The organism is Streptomyces aurantiacus JA 4570, from assembly GCF_000414115.1.
Classification (GTDB): Bacteria; Actinomycetota; Actinomycetes; order Streptomycetales; family Streptomycetaceae; genus Streptomyces; species Streptomyces aurantiacus_A.
Window position 1 is genome coordinate 1 of record NZ_AOPZ01000037.1, and the last position, 17,436, is coordinate 17,436.

Consider the following 17,436-nt stretch of genomic DNA (forward strand, 5'->3'; position numbering starts at 1 on the left):
GGCCGCACCGAAGAAGCGGAAGCCCTCCGTCGTCAGGCAACCGACAGCACCCCGGGCTGACCCCCTCACGCGTGAGGCGACGTGCGAAGCCTGCGCGCAGCTGCACAGAGCGTGATTGCGGGGTCACCGTACCGTCGTCAACACCCGCTCCACCATCTGTCGCAGCAACTCCCCCTCCACGAACGGGACTTCCCGCGTCGGCAACGACCGCCAGTCCAGCGGCCAGGTGTTGCCCTCCAGGGCCGGTACGCCGACGAACGCCACGCCCCTGCCGTCGCGGCCCAGCGCCCGCGCGCCGCCCCGCCACACGTGCAGCGCGGCGGTGCCCGGCCTGAGCAGGAAGTACATGTTCCGGCCGCCCGTGACCTCGCGCACGATCGGGCCCGCCTCGAAGTCCGCGAACTGGATGAGTTCGTACGCGACTTGGTCGCCCAGCGCGCCGGGGACGCGGATCGCGTCGAAGTGGATGCCCGTGTGCCGCAGGGCGTGGCCGGTGGCCGGGATCCAGGGGTGAGCGAGGAGGGTGGGGGGAGTTTCCAGGTTCATGCAACAAATGGTTACGGACGCTCACATACTGTGACCAGAGGCTCGTAGGGGCTGTGCTCTGTTGTGCACCTGAGGAGGACGCTGTGCACTCCGGTGAACGAGGTTCGGGGAACCTCAAGATGTTCGGCGCGTTGCTGCGCTTCTTCCGCGAGCGGGCCGGTATGACCCAGGACGGCCTCGGGGCGTACGTGAAGTACTCCAAGTCCCAAGTGGCCATGGTGGAGCGGGGCGAGCGGCCGCCCAAGGGGCAGTTCGTGAAGATCGCGGATGATGTGTTGGGTGCACAAGGTGCACTTCTCGCTGCGGGCGTGAACTTGAAGGTCAGCCGTTTCCCTTCATGGTTCGAGGACTACGCCGACGAGGAGGCGAAGGCAGTCGGCATCTACATGTACGCGAACCATGTGATCTCGGGCCTGCTACAGACCGAGGCATACGCGCGGGCGATCTTCGGCGCCCACTGCCCTCCCCTGGAGGACGATGAGATCGAGGTCCGTGTAGCGGCTCGGTTGGAGCGTCAGCACATCCTGCGCCGCAAGCCCGCGCCAGTAGTCGGCTTCGTACTGGAAGAGGCCACGCTCACCCGCCCGCTCGGCGGCCGAGAGGCCCTCAAAGGGCAGTTGGAGAATCTGCTCGAGGTCGGCCGCAGGCGCAATGTCGAGATCCAGGTGATGCCGCACGACAGGCAGGTACACGCCGGGTTGGACGGACCGATGATTCTGCTGGAGACCGCCGAGCGCGACCACCTCGCGTACGTCGAGGGGCCAAGCGGCGGCTACTTCGTCAGCGAACACCCCGAGCTGGGAAACCTGTTCGCACGGTATGGCATTCTGCGAGCTCAGGCTCTCAGCCCCGAAGAGTCCGCCAAACTCATCGAACAGGTGGCACTGGCCCAATGAGCACCGACCTGAACTGGTTCAAGAGCAGCTACAGCGGCAGCCAAGGCGGGGAGTGTCTGGAAGTAGCCCGCAGCACCGTTGCTGTCCACATACGCGACTCAAAGACCCCCGACGGTCCGACCGTCACCATAGAGCGGGCCACCTGGACCGCCTTCCTCGCGCCGCTCTCGCCTTTGGGCAGCCGCCCATAGCCTCAAGGCGGATCCCCGCCCCCGGGCGGCCTCCATAGCGTCATTCGCATGACGGTCGACACCGGCACAACACACGACACACCCCGCGAAGCGGCCCCCCGCCCCACCGGAATCCGCGCCGCCGAGCGCGCCCTCGCGCCGGACCTCGGGCGTGGGCTCATGCTCCTGTTCATCGCGATGTCCAACACGGCCTTCCACCTGTGGAACTCCGACTACGGCCCGTCCGGCTGGCAGCCGGTGAACGGATCGTGGCTGGACCACACGGTCCAGTTCGCCATGATCGTGGGCCTGGACCTGCGCATCTACCCGCTGTTCGCGTTCCTCTTCGGCTACGGCATGACGCAGATGTACCTGCGCCAGACGGCGGGCGGCACTTCCGGGCGGAAGGCGACCACGCTGCTGCGCAGGCGCAGCCTGTGGATGATCGTCATCGGCTTCGCGCACGCGTGCCTGCTGATGGCGGGCGACATCATCGCCTACTACGGGCTGATGAGCCTGGCCCTGGGCTGGCTGTTCCTGCGGCGCGGCGACCGCGCGCTGAAGTGGTGGATCGGGATCGCGGCGACGCTGCTCGTCGTGACGACGGCGCAGCCCGTGGTCACGGCCGCGCTCCAGGGCGAGTTGGGCTCGCTGGGGGACGCGGGCGCCGACCCGAGCGGCGAGGCGTTCGGGGCGGGCGAGGAGAGCTGGCTCGCGGCGGCGGGCACCCGCATGGGCACCAGCCTGTTCCTGATGGGCTTCGCGCCGCTGACGCTGATCTCCGGCGGCTGCGTCATCTTCCTGCTGGGCTTCTGGGCGGCCCGGCGCCGCGTCCTGGAGGAGCCGGGCCGCCACCTCCCCCTGCTCCGCCGCACGGCGGTGCTCGGCGTCGCGGTGGGCTGGCTCGGCGCGCTGCCCTCGGCCCTCGCCCACGCCGGGGCGATCGACGTACCGGCCGACGCGCAGAGCGAGACGGGCGCGCTCACCCTCCTGCGCGACATCACGGGCAACGCCGCCGGACTCGGCTACGTCGCCCTGGTCGCGCTGTTCGCCCACTGGTGGACGCGGCGGCCGGACCGCAGGGGCACGAAGGCGATCACGGCCGTCACGGCGGTCGGCAAACGGTCCCTGTCCTGCTACCTCACCCACTCGCTCCTGTTCGCGCCGCTCCTCGCGGCCTGGGGGCTCGGCCTCGGCGAGCACCTGACCAGCGCGAGCATGGTGCTCGTGGCGGTGGGGGTGTGGCTGGTGACGGTCGCGGGCGCGTACGCCCTGGAGCTGCGGGGGCTGCGCGGCCCCGCGGAGACACTGCTGCGGCGCCTCATGTACGGAAAGAAACGGACGTGAGCGTTCCCTCCCGCCCGCGCTTATCATCTGGCTGGATTTGATCTTTTGGCGGCTGTTCCGGGCGGGCCCGGCCTTCGGGTCCGCCCGGCCCGCCATGGGAAGTGGGGGGACCACATGCGCCGAAGAGCGCTCACCACGGCCGCCGTCCGCGCGGCCGCCATCGCCGGGACGACAGTGAGTACGACGGACGGCGGGCTGACATGACGCCGCACTCTCGCGCGCTCCTCGGGAGCGCGCTCGTCGTCGTGCTCGCACTCGGTGCCGCCACGTCGTACGCCCAGGCGGCCACCGCCACCGTGCCCGCACTCCCGGCCGCCGGCGCCACCGCCGTCCCGGTCGGCCTCGGTCCGTGGGCCGCCCCGAAGGAACTGCCCGGCGTCACCGCCGTCGTCGACCTGAAGTCGACGCGCGGCGGCACCCTCGCCGGTCTCTTCACGCAGGACGGCAGGACCGTGCTCGCGGTACGCCCCGCGGGCAGCACCACCTGGGGACCCGCCGCGCCCGCGCCCGGCGGCGCCACGCTCCAGCGCACCGACGACGGCGCGCTCTCCCTGCTCTCGTGGACGGCCGCCGACGACGGGCAGCGCACCCTGAAGCTGTCCAGCCTCGCGCCGGACGGCACCGCCTTCGGGCCCGCCGAGGACGTCACGACCGGCACGCTCGCGGGCGACCGGGCGCACCGGCGCACGCAGCTGACCACGCTCGCCGCCAACTCCAAGGGCCACCAAGCCGTGGCGTGGATGGACCAGGAGCACCGCCTGACCGTCGTCGAGCGGCCCGGGCCGAACGCCGACTGGTCCGCGCCGCGCACCCTCGACCGGCTCCCCGACCCGATCGTCCGCGACGACAACGTCTACCAGTACGTGCTGTGGGACCTGCGCGTGGCCGTCGACGAGGCGGGCACCGTCGGCGTGATCTGGGGCGGCAACAGCCACTACACCGGCGACGGCGTCGACCCGGACCCGTCCGCGTACAAGTGGCACTACAAGTACCTGGAGAAGTCCGCCGCGGCCGGCTCCTCCTGGACCGCGCCGCGCGATCTGCCGCTGCTCGGCGAGCGCCCGAAGCAGGTCGCGCTGGCCGCCCACCCGCGGGGCGGCTTCCACCTGCTGTCCGGCGGCGCCTACGCGCGCAAGGCCGCCGGGGCGGCCGAGTGGGGGCAGCCGGAGCAGGCCGGGGTCGGCGCGCGGCAGTACGCGCCCGCCGAGCTCCTCACGGCCCCGAACGGCGACGTCACGGCCGTCGGCATGACGGGTTCCGGCACCGCGGGCGTCGCCACCCGGCCCGCGTCGCGCGGCAGTTGGGGCGCGGCCCGCAAGCTCGCCTCGTACGTCGACGCCGACTCGCTGAGCGCGGCAGCCACGCCGAACGGGGCCGTCGTCGTCACGTACACGCAGAAGCGCTTCGAACTCGGCCGCACCGTCCGCGAGGACTTCGTCGCGCAGACCGTCGAGGACGGCGACCCGGCCAAGCCGCGCACGCTCAGCGCCCAGCTGAGGGACGCCCGGAGCGCGGGCCTCGTGGCCGCCGACGCCCAGGGCCGCCCGGTGGCGGTGTGGGCGCAGTCGGCGCCGGGCGCCGCCCCCGCCGCGTACACCGCGACCACGGGCACCCGCGCGAAGCCGAAGTGGCACGACTACGCCGACGACGCCCGCGCGGACGTCGTGGGCCTGTCGCTCAGCGACTCGATGAAGCTGTACACCGGGGACGCCACCAACCCGACGACCACCTTCTACGCCTCGCCGTGGGACGAGAAGACGCGCGTCGTGCCGTTCGGCGACGCCGACGGCGACCGCTGCAACGACCTGATCGTGCGCCTCCCCGGCGGCGAGGCCCGCCTCTACACCCCGGTGTGCGGCGGCCTGCCCGCGCCGGACTCCCCGCACCAGCGCCTCGCCCGCGACTGGAGCCGCTACGACACGCTGCTCGCGAGCGGCGACCAGACGGGCGACGGCCGCCCGGACCTGCTGGCCCGGGACAAGGCCACGGGTGACGTGTACCTGTACGCCCACGACGGCACCGACGGCGCGGGCGCCTTCAAGCCGCGCGTGAAGATCCGCTCCTCCTGGACCGGCTACAAGCGCGTCATAGGCGCGGGCGACCTCAATGGCGACGGCCTCGGCGACGTGCTCGCCCTGGACAAGTCCGGCGACCTGTGGCGCTACGACGGCCTGCGCACCGGCAAGTTGAAGGACCGGGTGCGGGTCTTCAAGGACTGGGGCGGCTCCTACAAGGACGTCGTCGGCGCAGGTGACGTCAACGGCGACGGCAAGCACGATCTCGTCTCGCGCGACACCGGCGACCGCCTGTGGCTCAACGCGGGCAACGGGACCGGGACGTTCGCCAACCGGGTCGCGTTCGGCGACGCGGCCTACTGGAAGCAGTGGGCGTCCCTGGGCTGATCCCGGGGCCTCGGCGGCCTGGTCCAGGGGACCTCCCCCCGGGTCAGGCCGCTCGCGTGAGGCGGTTCGCGAGCGTCGACATCGTGTACGCGCCGATGCCCATGACCACCTCCAGCGCGTTCCGCTCGGTGAAGCCGTGCCCCAGGAACGCCTTCAGGTCGCGGTCGTCCACGCCGCCCGCGGCCTCGATGACCCGGAGGGGGAACTGCCTTGCCCCTTCGAGGCGTTCGTGCCCCTCGGGCAGCTCCCGGCCCTCTCGGAGCGCCTCGACGAGCTCCGCGTCGGCGCCGAGCTTGCGGAGCTTGGCGGTGTGGATGGTCACGCACACATGGCACTCGTTGCGTACGGCGACAGTCATGATCACGGTCTCGCGGGCGAGCGGGTCGAGTGTCGTGCGCTCGAACTTCTGGCTCAACTCCAGGAACCCGGTGAGCAGTTCGGGCGAGGCGGCGAGCCGCGCGACGGCGTCCGGCAGTACGCCGAAGGCGCGGACGACGTCCTCCATGGCGGCCCGGGAGTCCTCCGGCGCGGTCTCCACGGTGTGTGCGGTGAACATTCCATCCCCCTAAAATGGACAACATGGTTGACGAAGAGAAGGTAAACCAGGTTGTCGAAAAAGGGAAGGGTGGCACCGCTCGCCGGACGGCAAGCGCGCCCTCGGCACCGGCACCGGCACCAACCCCGGACCGCCCGGGCTACGAGCTCCCCCTCCTCCTCTTCGCGGGCTTCCGCACCCTCATCGACCGCCTGCACGCCGAACTCGCCCGCCAGGGCCACCCGGACGCCCGCCCCGCGCACGGCTTCGCGATGCAGGCCATCGGTGTGGCCGGGGCCAGTGCGAGCGAGGTCGGGCGGCGCCTCGGCGTCACCAAGCAGGCGGCCGGCAAGACGATCGACCGCCTCGTCGCCCTCGGCTACGCCGAACGCGCCGACGACCCGGCCGACGCCCGCCGCAAACTGGTCCGCCTCACCCCGCACGGCCTGGACGCCCTGGCCCGCGCCGCGGTGATCTTCGAGGAGCTGCGCGCGGAGTGGACCCAGGTCCTCGGCCCGGACCGCGTCCGCGCCCTGGAGTCCGACCTGAGCGCGGTCGTCCCCGCGGGCGGGGCCTTCCGCCTGGACGCGGCGGGGTGGCTGGGCGGGGCGTGACGCCACGGCCGCCCGATCCGTTGTGCCTCCGGGACCGTGTGCGGCGGTCCCGGCACCGGAGGGGGAGGACCGTGTCCGAAGTCGAGGAGTTGCACAAGGCACTCAGGTGGAGGTCCTGGGCACGCCTGGGCTGTCGAACGCAGATCGTAGAAGGCTCCGCGATCATCGCGCCGGAGCGGCCGAACCACTCTCGGACCATCCGGGATCTCGCCGCCCAGCTAGGCGTGGGCCCCAGGCGGAAGTCCGGCGTCCGGGCCTTTCGGATCGCCTTGCCGGAGCAGGAGCACGTCTTCCTGCCCGACGTGGTCCGCTACCGAGCGGGCGCGACCTCACCCTGGAGCCACCAGGACATCGAGTTCGTCGCCGAAGTCGTCAGCAAGGCCACCACGTACATGGACTACGGCCCGAAGCTGACCGCCTACGCCACACTGAAGATTCCGCTGTACCTGGTTGTCGACCCCAGCACGGCACGCTGTCACCTCTACTCGGCCCCCGAAGGGGGTGACTACGCCCGACGGCTCACTGCTGCCTTCGGCGAGGTGATCCGCCCCTCGGACAACCCCCTCGGCCTCACCCTCAAGACCGACAAGTTCCCCCGCGACTGACCCAAGTCCCCTTGCCTGGAGTCCACTCCACCCCGTTGGCTGACCCCCATGAAGTACACACAACTCGGCCGCACAGGACTCAAAGTCAGCCGCCTCACGCTCGGCACGATGAACTTCGGGCCGCAGACGGGGGAGGCGGAAAGCCACGGGATCATGGATGCCGCGCTCGGCGCGGGGATCAACTTCTTCGACACCGCCAACACCTACGGCTGGGGCGAGAACAAGGGCCGCACCGAGGAGATCATCGGCACCTGGTTCGCGCAGGGCGGCGACCGGCGCGACAAGGTCGTCCTCGCCACCAAGGTGTACGGCAACATGACGGCCGACGGCACCGCGCCCTGGCCGAACCACGACAAGCTCTCCGCGGTCAACATCCGCCGCTCCGTGGAAGCCTCGCTCAGGCGCCTCCAGACCGACCACATCGACATCTACCAGTTCCACCACATCGACCGGAACACTCCCTTCGAGGAGATCTGGCAGGCCGTCGACGTACTGATCCAGCAGGGCAAGATCCTGTACGCGGGCTCCAGCAACTTCCCCGGCTACAAGATCGCCCAGGCCAACGAGCTGGCCGCCCGCCGCGGCAGCTACGGCCTGGTCACCGAGCAGTGCCTGTACAACCTCGCCGAGCGCCGCGCCGAGATGGAGGTCCTGCCGGCCGCGCGGGACTACGGCCTCGGCGTCATCCCCTGGTCACCGCTGCACGGCGGGCTGCTCGGCGGCGTCCTGAAGAAGCAGGTCGAGGGCGGCCGGCGCGCCTCCGGCCGGGCGGCTTCCGCCCTCGCCGACCCCGCGGCGCGCGCCCAGGTCCAGGCGTACGAGGACCTGCTCGACAAGCACGGCCTGAAGCCCGGCGAGGTGGCCCTGGCCTGGCTGCTGACCCGCCCCGGCGTCACGGGACCGATCGTCGGGCCGCGCACCGCGGACCAGCTCGACTCCGCCGTGCGCGCCGTCGAGCTGGACCTGAGCGAGGACGTGCTGCTGTCGCTCGACGAGATCTTCCCCGGCCCCGGCCCGTCCCCGGAGGCATTCGCCTGGTGACGACGGGTTCACGCCCGTGAGCGCGGGCGGCGGCGTCCTCGGGCCTCGGTGGGCGACTGCCTGGCGTCAGTTCCCGAGCGCCGCCGCCAGCGCCACCACGACGAACATCAGCACGAGCACACCGGCCATGATCCGGTTCCTGGTCCTTGGGTTCACACCACCGAGGTTAACCGGCCCTCTCCGGCGCGGGCGCGCCGCCTCCCAGCGCCCACCGCCCCACGACCTCGTACCGCGGCCGCTCCCCCGGCACGCCGCTGGTCGGCAGACTGCTGCGTATGAGGCTCAGCTCGGGCACCGTCCACGGCGTGCCCTCGAACGCGGTGAGCGCCTCGACGTACGGCCGGAAGTCCGCCTCGCCCCGCGACCGGGCGAGCGTCAGGTGCGGACGGTAGGCGCGGTGCTCCTCCATCGTGAGGCCGGCCTTCCGCGCGGCCGCGTCGGCCCGCCCGGCCAGGATCCTCAGCTCGGCCACCGCGCCGCCCGCCCCCGCCCACAGCGCCCGCCCGCCGAACCGGCCGCCGCCGCGCAGGCGCAGCGGGAACGGCCGCGTACGCCGCGCCGCCCGCTCCAGGCGCTCGCACAGCTCAGGCACGGCCTCCTCACCCACCTCCGCCATGAACGCCAGCGTGAAGTGCCAGTCCTCCCGCGCCATCCAGCGCACCGAGCCGGCGCCCGGCAGCTTCCTCAACTCGGCCACGCACTGAGCCAGTTCCTCCGAAACCGGCTCGGGTGGCAGCACCGCCGCAAAGAGTCTCATGCGACTAGCCTGCCGCCATGAACGACAACCCCGTACACATCCGCCCCGGCGGCCCCGCCGACATCCCCCTCTTCCTCGCCATCCTCGACAGCGCCGTCGAGGGGCTGGTCGCCCGGGGCCGCACGGGCCAGTGGGGAACGCAGCCGCTGTCGCGGAACCCGAAGGTCGTCGAGTCGATCGAGAAGTACGTGGCCGACGGCTCACCGTGGCTCGCCGAGGTGGACGGCGAAGCCGCGGGGATGCTGATGCTCACCGACGGCCCCGGCTCGTACATACCGCCCGTGGAGGAGCCCGAGCAGTACGTCCACTACCTGGCCACCGACCCCCGCTTCGCGGGCCGCGGCGTGGGCCGCGCCCTCCTCACCCACGCCGCGGCCGAGACCCGGAGACAGGGCATCTCCCTGCTCCGGGTCGACTGCTACGCGGGCAACGAGGGCAAGCTGGTCGCGTACTACGAGAGCAACGGCTTCGTACGCACCGAGACCTTCACGGAAAAGAACGGCACCTGGCCGGGCCAGGTTCTGGAGATGCGACTGTAGCCGTGCAGCTCTCGGGCGACCGGCCTGCGGGCCGAGCCCCGTGTTTTTAGGGGCGCGGGGAACTGCGCGACCAGCCCCCACAGACCCGCAGCTCACGCCGCAGGCGCCAGTTCCCGCTTCCGCTCCCGCGCGACGAACGCGACATGCTGCCGCCCCCGGCGAAGGTCGACCTTCAAGCGCAAGTTCGCGGCCCGCGCAAGCATCAGACCCACCCCCACCGAGGCAAGCGCAACAACAAGCCCGCCCACGGCAAAGCTCACGCGAACGCCATACGCGTCGGCAAGCCACCCGAACAACGGCCCGCCCATCGGCGTACCGCCGACGAACACCATCATGAAGAGGCTCATGACCCGACCCCGCATCTCGGGATCGGTGGCCATCTGCACGGAGGAGTTGGCGGTGACATTGACCGTAAGACCCACCGCGCCGACGGGCACAAGAAGTGCCGCGAACACATACGCGCTCGGCACCGCGGCGACCGCGACGAGCAGCACACCGAAAAGCCCCGCCGCGCCCGCGAGCATCCGCAGCCGCGAGGACCGCCGCCGCGCGGCAAGCAGCGCGCCGATCAGCGACCCTGCCGCCATCAGCGTGGTGAATGCCGCGTACATGCCGGAGCCGCCGTGGAAGACGTCGTCCGCGTACGCGCTCAGCCAGATCGGGAAGTTGAAGCCGAACGTGCCGATGAAGCCGATGAGCACGATGGGCCAGATCAGCTCCGGGTGCCGGGACACATAGTTCAGGCCCTCGCGGAGCTGCCCCTTGCCGCGGCGCGGGGCGAGCGGGCCCCGGGTCAGCTCGCCGGCGCGCATCAGGAGCAGGCCGGTGATCGGCGCGAGGAACGACAGGCCGTTGGCGAGGAACGCCCAGCCGGGGCCGACCGCGGCCGTGACGAGGCCCGCGACGGCCGGTCCGACCAGGCGCGCGGACTGGAAGTTCGCGGAGTTCAGCGAGACGGCGTTGCGGAGCTGGTCGGGGCCGACGAGTTCGGACACGAAGGACTGGCGGGTGGGGTTGTCGACGACGGTCACCAGGCCGGTGAAGAACGCCGTCACGTAGACGTGCCAGACCTCGACGTGCCCGGACAGGGTCATCGCGGCCAGGAACAGGCCGCCGAGACCCATCGCGCCCTGAGTGACGAAGAGGAGGTTCCGCTTGGCGAAGCGGTCGGCGATGACGCCGCCGTACAGGCCGAAGAGCAGCATCGGCAGGAACTGCATCGCGGTCGTGACACCGACGGCCGCGGACGAGCCGGTGAGGCTGAGCACCAGCCAGTCCTGGGTGATGCGGGCCATCCAGGTGCCGGTGTTGGAGACGACGGCTCCGGCGGCGAAGAGCCGGTAGTTCCGGATCTTCAGGGAGCTGAACATCGAGGTCTTGTGGTGGGCGGTCTTGTCGAGGGTGATTGGTGCGGGGGCGGAGTCTGCTCCGGATCCCGTACTCAAAGGACGTCGCCTCCTTGGCGGTAAGGAGCCGCCGGACCGGAGTCCGGCGGCACGTGGTGGGCGGGCGGCGGGCGGTGGACCGGGCGACGCGGGCCCACGACGGTCAGAGGTGGGCCAGCTTCTCCAGGACGGGCGCGGCGGCGCGCAGCCGCTCCCACTCGTCCTCGTCGAGGTCGGCCGCGAGGTTCGCGAGCCACGCGTTCCGCTTGCGCCGGCTCTCCTCGAGCATGGCCTCGGCCCGCTCCGTCTGGGTCACCACCTTCTGGCGGCGGTCCTCGGCGTGCGGTTCGAGCCTGACCAGGCCCTTGGCCTCCAGGAGCGCGACGATGCGGGTCATCGACGGCGGCTGCACATGCTCCTTGCGGGCGAGCTCGCCCGGTGTCGCGCTGCCGCAGCGGGCGAGGGTGCCGAGCACCGACATCTCGGTGGGGCTCAGCGACTCGTCGACCCTCTGGTGCTTGAGTCGACGGGACAGGCGCATCACGGCGGAGCGCAGCGAGTTCACGGCGGCAGCATTGTCGCCATGGGAGAGGTCCGGCATGTTCATTAGAGTAACTCATTACCCTGTCTAAGGACCACCGGGTTACGGGACGAGGGTGCCCGGGTTGCCCGTGATCTGGCACACAGAACCCTTTAGTCACCCGTATGAGTGAGCTGGATTCGGAAAGCCCGCCGTCCCCCGGGAGGGGGCGGCGACCCTGGCAGACATGGAATCGACCGTGCTCAGCCTGCGGATAGACGGCGCTCTGCTCGACCGGATCCGGCAGCATGCCGCCAAACGCGGAATGAGCGTCCAGGACTATGTGGCCCGGACGCTCATCCGCGATGACTTCGACGAACGATTCGCGACGTCCGTCGAGGAGACAGAGAAGTTCTACAAGGTGGCGGGCCCTACGTGAGGTCCAGCGCCGGCATCAGGTAGTAGAAGGCGAACACCGCCGACACCGCGTACATCGCGATCGGCACCTCGCGCCCACGCCCGGCGGCGAGCCGCAGCACGGTGAAGGCGATGAAGCCCATGCCGATGCCGTTCGTGATCGAGTACGTGAACGGCATCATCAGCATCGTCACGAACGCCGGGATCGCGATCGTCCAGTCGCTCCAGTCGATCTGGCCGATCGAGCCGGACAGGATCAGGAAGCCGACCGCGAGCAGCGCGGGCGTCGCCGCCTGCGAGGGCACCATCGTGGCGAGCGGCGTGAGGAAGAGGGCGACGGCGAAGAGCCCGCCGGTGACGACGTTCGCGAAGCCGGTCCGCGCGCCCTCGCCGACGCCGGCGGTGGACTCCACGAAGCAGGTGGTGGCCGACGAGGAGGACGCGCCGCCGGCGGCGACCGCGATGCCGTCGACGAACAGCACCTTGTTGATGCCGGGCAGGTTGCCCTTGTCGTCGGTCAGATGGGCCTCGTCGCTGATGCCCATGATCGTGCCCATCGCGTCGAAGAAGCACGAGAGCAGCACGGTGAAGACGAAGAGGATCCCGGTCAGGACGCCGACCTTGCCGAAGCCGCCGAACAGGCTGATCTCGCCGACAAGCCCGAAGTCGGGCGTCGCGACCGGGTTGCCGGGCCACTCGGGCGTCGTCAGACCCCAGGACGGCACATCGGCGGCCGCGTGGATGATCATGGCCAGGATCGTCATCGCGACGATCGAGAGCAGGATCGCGCCCGGCACCTTGCGCACCAGGAGCACCAGCGTGAGCAGCACGCCGAGGACGAAGACGAGGACCGGCCAGCCGTTGAGGTGACCGTCGCCGCCGAGCTGGAGCGGCACGGTGGTGTGCGCGGCGTCCGGGATGCGCGAGACGAAGCCGGAGTCGACGAGGCCGATCAGCATGATGAACAGGCCGATGCCGATCGCGATGCCCTTGCGCAGGCCGAGCGGCACGGCGCTCATCACGCGCTCCCGCAGCCCGGTGGCCACGAGCAGCATCACCACGAAGCCCGCGAGCACCACCATGCCCATCGCGTCCGGCCAGGACATCCGCGGCGCGAGCTGCAGGGCGACCACGGTGTTCACACCGAGCCCGGCGGCGAGGGCGATCGGGACGTTGCCGATGACGCCCATGAGCAGCGTGGTGAACGCGGCGGTCAGCACGGTGGCGGTGACCAGCTGCTTGTTGTCGAGCTGGTGGCCGTACATGTCCTTGGCGCTGCCGAGGATGATCGGGTTGAGCACGATGATGTAGGCCATCGCGAAGAACGTGGCGAAGCCGCCACGGATCTCCCTGACCAGGGTCGAGCCCCGCTCCGTGATCTTGAAGAAGCCGTCCAGGCCCCCCTGCGGGGAGTTGGACGGCTGCTTGGCGTCGACCGGGGTGGGGGCCGAGGGGGACATGCGAGACCTCATGACCTCTGTTGAACGGGATGAGCCGGGCTTGCGCGAACTTGTGTCTTCGTACGAAAGCAACTGGCCATTAAGAAGCCGTTTCAGTATGAATACATGAGCGAGAAATGGCCATCTCCGCGCGTAGAGCCTTGTGGCGCAAGGGGAGCGGGAGCGCGCTCGGGGCCGGGGACAGCCCCGACTAAGCTGGTGGGCATGGCGAAGTGGACCCCCAAGCACGAGGCGCCGGAGCCCCTGGAGGGCCCCGTCGTCGCCACCATCACGGGCGGCACGATCCTCTGGTTCGTCCTCTTCCTCGTCCAGCTGCCGTTCTACGGCTGGTTCGACGACCGCGACCTCACCTGGTGGGTGTGGACGTGCCTCGCGGGCGGCGGCCTCGGGCTGATCGGCGTCTGGTACGTCCGCGGGCGCGACGCGGCGCTCAAGCGCGCGGCGGCGGAGGCGTCGGGTGCCGCGCGGGCGGACGCTCCGGGCGCCGCGTAGTACGCCGGCAGTACGGCATACGACCTGAGGGCAAACCCCGTCCTACCGAGGTCGGATCTTTCGGGCACTCAAGGGGTGAACGCCCCACTCCCCCCGTACCGTCGAAGCCATGACGCATATCGACGCGGGCGCCGAGCTGGACCCGGTCCACCCGGTGGCGCCCCCCACGGGACGTGCCACCGGGCTCACGGCGGCGGAGGTCGCCGAGCGGGTCGCCCGCGGCGAGGTCAACGACGTACCCGTCCGCAGCAGCCGGTCCACCACCGAGATCATCCGCGCCAACGTCTTCACGCGCTTCAACGCGATCATCGGCGTGCTCTGGGTGATCATGCTCTTCGTCGCGCCGATCCAGGACAGCCTCTTCGGCTTCGTGATCGTCGCCAACACGGGCATCGGCATCATCCAGGAACTGCGCGCCAAGAAGACCCTCGACGGCCTCGCGGTCATCGGCGAGGCCAAGCCCACGGTGCGGCGCGACGGTGTGGCCGCGGAGATCTCCACCTCCGAGATCGTCCTCGGCGACCTGGTGGAGCTGGGCCCCGGCGACAAGATCGTCGTCGACGGCGAGACGGTCGAGGCGGACAGCCTCGAAGTCGACGAGTCGCTGCTCACCGGTGAGGCCGACCCGGTCCTGAAGAAGCCCGGCGACAAGCTGATGTCGGGCTCGTTCGTGGTCGCGGGCGGCGGCGCGTTCACGGCGACGAAGGTGGGCCGCGAGGCGTACGCGGCGCAACTCGCGGAGGAGGCGAGCCGCTTCACGCTCGTCCACTCCGAGCTGCGCTCGGGCATCTCCACGATCCTCAAGTACGTGACGTGGCTGATGGTCCCCACCTCCATCGGCCTGATCATCTCCCAGCTGGTCGTCAAGGACGACAACTTCAAGGAGTCGATCGCGTACACGGTCGGCGGCATCGTGCCGATGATCCCCGAGGGCCTGGTCCTGCTGACCTCCGTGGCCTTCGCGATCGGCGTGATCCGCCTCGGCCGCAAGCAGTGCCTGGTGCAGGAACTCCCGGCCATCGAGGGCCTCGCCCGCGTCGACACCGTCTGCCTGGACAAGACGGGCACGCTCACCGAGGGCGGCATGGACGTCACCGAACTGCGTCCGCTGAACGGCTCGGAGGAGACGTACGTACGCAAGGTCCTCGGCGCCCTCGGCGAATCGGACCCGCGCCCCAACGCGTCCCTGCAAGCCATCATCGACGCCTACCCCGACAGCGAGGAGTGGCGCTGCACGGAGTCGCTGCCGTTCTCCTCCGCCCGCAAGTACAGCGGCGCGAGCTTCAGCGAGGGCAACGGCGAGAACTCGACGTGGCTGCTCGGGGCGCCCGACGTGCTCCTGCCGTCCGGCGACCCGGCCCTCGACGAGATCGAGCAGCTCAACCACCAGGGCCTGCGCGTCCTGCTCCTGGCCCGCGCGGCCGGCGACCTCGACGCCCCCGAGGTCGCCCGGGACGCCCGCGCGACCGCCCTGGTCGTCCTGGAACAGCGCCTGCGCCCCGACGCCGCGGACACCCTGCGGTACTTCGAGGAGCAGAACGTCCAGGCGAAGGTCATCTCCGGCGACAACGCGGTCTCGGTCGGCGCGGTCGCGGGCAAGCTGGGCCTGCCCGGCGCGGCGAACACCGTCGACGCGCGGCGGCTGCCCGCCGACCAGGCCGAGATGGCCGAGGAACTGGACGCCAACTCGGTCTTCGGCCGCGTGACGCCCCAGCAGAAGCGGGACATGGTCGGCGCCCTGCAGTCCAAGGGCCACACCGTCGCGATGACCGGCGACGGCGTGAACGACGTGCTCGCCCTGAAGGACGCCGACATCGGCGTGAGCATGGGCTCGGGCTCGGAGGCGACCCGAGCGGTGGCCCAGATCGTGTTGTTGAACAACAGCTTCGCGACGCTGCCGTCGGTGGTGGCGGAGGGCCGCCGCGTGATCGGCAACATCACGCGCGTGGCCACGCTGTTCCTGGTGAAGACGGTCTACTCGGTGGTCATCGCCCTCCTGGTGGTCTGCTCCCAGGTGGAGTACCTCTTCCTCCCCCGCCACCTGACCCTGCTCTCCACCCTCACCATCGGCGTCCCGGCGTTCTTCCTGGCGCTGGCCCCCAACAAGGAGCGCGCGAAACCGCACTTCGTCCGCAGAGTCATGCGGTACGCCCTGCCGGGCGGCATCATCGCGGCGGTCGCCACGTTCGCGACGTACCTCCTGGCCCGGCACCACTACACGGGCGAGGGCGCCCGCGAGGCCGAGACCAGCGCGGCGACGCTGGCCCTGTTCCTGGTGTCGCTGTGGGTCCTGGCGATCATCGCCCGCCCCTACACCTGGTGGCGCATCGGCCTGGTCGCCGCGATGGGCCTCGGCTTCCTTCTCGTCCTCGTCGTCCCCTGGCTCCAGGACTTCTTCGCCCTGAAGCTGGTGGGGACGACGATGCCGTGGGCGGCGGTCGCGATCGCGGCGGTCGCGGCGGCGGCGATCGAGTTCGCCTTCCGCTGGGTGGACCGCCGCTTCTCCGCCTAGCGCGGCTTTGCGGGGACCGACTTCACCGTACGTCGACGAAGTCCCCGGCCGAGGTGACGGCCGGGGTCGTGGAGGTCCCCGCGAAGACGTACCGGAAGGTGCCGTCCACCGACGCCTTCACCGTGGTCTTGAGGTTGCCCTTGGAGTCGGACTTGACCGTCTTGACGGTGGTGTAGGAGCTCGCGCCCTTCTTCTTGAACTGCAGCTTCACCGGCTGCTGGGTGTAGCCCGCGTACTTCTTGGTGTCCCAGTTGGCGCGGGTCAGGGCGCCCGAGACGGTGATCGCCTTGCCCTTCTTCACCGGCTCCGGGGAGGCGTTGACGGTCAGACGGGCGGCGCGCTGGACGCGGACGGCCGTCTTCAGCTGGGTCTTGATGACGAGGTCCTCGTCCTTGCCGGTCGCCATGCCGTAGACGTTCCAGCCGCCGCCGGCCAGGTGGTTGCGCAGACCGTTCTTGTCGAGGGACGCCTTCGGGTCGATCGTGACGGGCAGCGAGCAGGTCGACGTCGTCGCGTTCAGCTTCTTGCAGGTGGGCCGGGCGCTGTCCGCGGGGACGAGCATGCCGTCGACGGAGGACTCGGCGAACTTCTTGCCGTGCCAGAGGAAGCCGCCGCCGAGCCCGATGCCCGCCGCGTCCGTCGCGGTCACGGCGACCGTGACCTTCTTCTTGGCCGTCGTGCCGACGACGATGTTCTTGCCGCCGTTGACGACGACCTTCGTGATCTTGGTGTCGCCGATCTGGATGTCCTCCATCGGCAGCTCGTCCGCGGCGGCGCGCGGAGCGAACCGCGAGACGTCCGGGGTGCCGGGCCCGTCAACGGCCTGCGCGGCCGGGACGGCCAGAGCGGACAGGGCGAGGGCGCCGGAGACGGCGGCCACGGTGGTGCGGATACGCATGGTGTCTGTGTTTCCTCAGATGGTGGCGGTACGAGAAGGCGGTACGAGAAGGGGTCAGCGCACGTCGATCGCGTCGCCCGCGGACGTCACGGCCGGAGTCGTGGACGTACCCGCGAAGACGTAGCGGAAGGTGCCGTCGACGGATGCCTTCACCGTGGTCTTGAGGTTGCCCTTGGAGTCGGACTTGACCGTCTTGACGGTGGTGTAGGAGCTCGCGCCCTTCTTCTTGAACTGCAGCTTCACCGGCTGCTGGGTGTAGCCCGCGTACTTCTTGGTGTCCCAGTTGGCGCGGGTCAGGGC

General features: G+C 70.6%; 18 protein-coding genes and 1 pseudogene. 11 read left to right on the forward strand and 8 right to left on the reverse strand.

What is annotated here, in order from left to right; genetic code table 11:
* Positions 1-123: 123 nt before the first annotated feature.
* Positions 124-546 (reverse strand): hypothetical protein, encoded by a 423-nt coding sequence (locus tag STRAU_RS05020; RefSeq protein ID WP_016639156.1) that lies wholly within the window; start codon positions 544-546, stop codon positions 124-126.
* Between the two features lie 83 nt (positions 547-629).
* On the opposite strand from STRAU_RS05020, the gene STRAU_RS05025 reads away from it, so the two are divergent.
* The 4 genes from STRAU_RS05025 (at position 630) to STRAU_RS38840 (ending at position 5,361) form a co-directional block, all read left to right on the forward strand.
* A complete protein-coding gene (locus STRAU_RS05025) occupies positions 630-1,442 on the forward strand; it encodes a helix-turn-helix domain-containing protein (RefSeq protein WP_016639157.1) in 813 nt (270 codons plus the stop codon).
* On the forward strand, positions 1,439-1,633 hold the full coding sequence (locus STRAU_RS39960; protein WP_078620975.1) for a DUF397 domain-containing protein: 195 nt from the start codon (positions 1,439-1,441) through the stop codon (positions 1,631-1,633). Before STRAU_RS05025 ends, STRAU_RS39960 begins: the two co-directional genes overlap by 4 nt.
* Positions 1,634-1,681: 48 nt before the next feature.
* Positions 1,682-2,959: a DUF418 domain-containing protein gene (locus tag STRAU_RS05030; protein ID WP_016639158.1), complete on the forward strand. Its 1,278-nt coding sequence runs from the start codon at positions 1,682-1,684 to the stop codon at positions 2,957-2,959.
* Positions 2,960-3,159: 200 nt separating this feature from the next.
* Complete coding sequence (locus STRAU_RS38840; RefSeq protein WP_052028964.1) at positions 3,160-5,361, forward strand: FG-GAP repeat domain-containing protein; 2,202 nt, start codon at positions 3,160-3,162, stop codon at positions 5,359-5,361.
* A gap of 43 nt (positions 5,362-5,404) precedes the next feature.
* Here the strand turns inward: STRAU_RS38840 and STRAU_RS05040 are convergent, their stop codons facing one another.
* Entirely contained in the window at positions 5,405-5,917 is a 513-nt protein-coding gene (locus STRAU_RS05040) for a carboxymuconolactone decarboxylase family protein (RefSeq protein ID WP_016639162.1), read from the reverse strand.
* 14 nt (positions 5,918-5,931) lie between these two features.
* On the opposite strand from STRAU_RS05040, the gene STRAU_RS05045 reads away from it, so the two are divergent.
* The 3 genes from STRAU_RS05045 to STRAU_RS05055 all read left to right on the forward strand — a co-directional run bounded on the left by STRAU_RS05045 (position 5,932) and on the right by STRAU_RS05055 (position 8,156).
* The gene (locus STRAU_RS05045; protein ID WP_016639163.1) at positions 5,932-6,510 is read left to right on the forward strand and encodes a MarR family winged helix-turn-helix transcriptional regulator; all 579 of its coding nucleotides are present in this window, start codon (positions 5,932-5,934) and stop codon (positions 6,508-6,510) included.
* A 71-nt stretch (positions 6,511-6,581) separates the two neighbouring features.
* Complete coding sequence (locus STRAU_RS39555) at positions 6,582-7,115, forward strand: Uma2 family endonuclease (RefSeq protein WP_063890326.1); 534 nt, start codon at positions 6,582-6,584, stop codon at positions 7,113-7,115.
* Positions 7,116-7,163: 48 nt separating this feature from the next.
* The gene (locus STRAU_RS05055; protein ID WP_016639165.1) at positions 7,164-8,156 is read left to right on the forward strand and encodes an aldo/keto reductase; all 993 of its coding nucleotides are present in this window, start codon (positions 7,164-7,166) and stop codon (positions 8,154-8,156) included.
* A 166-nt stretch (positions 8,157-8,322) separates the two neighbouring features.
* Here STRAU_RS05055 and thpR read toward each other — a convergent pair whose 3' ends face one another.
* The gene (thpR, locus tag STRAU_RS05060; RefSeq protein WP_037657620.1) at positions 8,323-8,913 is read right to left on the reverse strand and encodes an RNA 2',3'-cyclic phosphodiesterase; all 591 of its coding nucleotides are present in this window, start codon (positions 8,911-8,913) and stop codon (positions 8,323-8,325) included.
* Between the two features lie 17 nt (positions 8,914-8,930).
* On the opposite strand from thpR, the gene STRAU_RS05065 reads away from it, so the two are divergent.
* Positions 8,931-9,452, forward strand: coding sequence for a GNAT family N-acetyltransferase (locus tag STRAU_RS05065; RefSeq protein ID WP_016639167.1), 522 nt, complete (start codon positions 8,931-8,933; stop codon positions 9,450-9,452).
* 92 nt (positions 9,453-9,544) lie between these two features.
* Here the strand turns inward: STRAU_RS05065 and STRAU_RS05070 are convergent, their stop codons facing one another.
* A complete protein-coding gene (locus STRAU_RS05070; protein ID WP_016639168.1) occupies positions 9,545-10,897 on the reverse strand; it encodes an MFS transporter in 1,353 nt (450 codons plus the stop codon).
* Positions 10,898-11,000: 103 nt separating this feature from the next.
* The gene (locus tag STRAU_RS05075; protein WP_037657630.1) at positions 11,001-11,438 is read right to left on the reverse strand and encodes a MarR family winged helix-turn-helix transcriptional regulator; all 438 of its coding nucleotides are present in this window, start codon (positions 11,436-11,438) and stop codon (positions 11,001-11,003) included.
* Positions 11,439-11,604: 166 nt separating this feature from the next.
* Between STRAU_RS05075 and STRAU_RS05080 the strand changes: the two genes are divergently transcribed.
* The gene (locus STRAU_RS05080) at positions 11,605-11,796 is read left to right on the forward strand and encodes a hypothetical protein (RefSeq protein WP_016639170.1); all 192 of its coding nucleotides are present in this window, start codon (positions 11,605-11,607) and stop codon (positions 11,794-11,796) included.
* On the opposite strand, the gene STRAU_RS05085 is transcribed toward STRAU_RS05080, so the two are convergent.
* Positions 11,789-13,234, reverse strand: a complete 1,446-nt coding sequence (locus STRAU_RS05085) for an NCS2 family permease (RefSeq protein WP_016639172.1) — start codon at positions 13,232-13,234, stop codon at positions 11,789-11,791. The genes STRAU_RS05080 and STRAU_RS05085 overlap by 8 nt on opposite strands.
* A 204-nt stretch (positions 13,235-13,438) precedes the next feature.
* Between STRAU_RS05085 and STRAU_RS05090 the strand changes: the two genes are divergently transcribed.
* Together STRAU_RS05090 and STRAU_RS05095 are read left to right on the forward strand one after the other, a co-directional pair.
* The gene (locus STRAU_RS05090) at positions 13,439-13,726 is read left to right on the forward strand and encodes a DUF2530 domain-containing protein (RefSeq protein WP_037657622.1); all 288 of its coding nucleotides are present in this window, start codon (positions 13,439-13,441) and stop codon (positions 13,724-13,726) included.
* 109 nt (positions 13,727-13,835) lie between these two features.
* Positions 13,836-16,238, forward strand: coding sequence for an HAD-IC family P-type ATPase (locus STRAU_RS05095; RefSeq protein ID WP_016639173.1), 2,403 nt, complete (start codon positions 13,836-13,838; stop codon positions 16,236-16,238).
* 22 nt (positions 16,239-16,260) lie between these two features.
* Here the strand turns inward: STRAU_RS05095 and STRAU_RS05100 are convergent, their stop codons facing one another.
* Together STRAU_RS05100 and STRAU_RS05105 are read right to left on the reverse strand one after the other, a co-directional pair.
* Positions 16,261-17,136 carry a hypothetical protein gene (locus STRAU_RS05100; protein ID WP_016639174.1) on the reverse strand — a complete coding sequence of 292 codons (876 nt, stop codon included), beginning with the start codon at positions 17,134-17,136 and terminating at the stop codon, positions 16,261-16,263.
* Positions 17,137-17,190: 54 nt separating this feature from the next.
* Positions 17,191-17,436, reverse strand: a pseudogene (locus STRAU_RS05105) (calcium-binding protein); the annotation flags it as partial.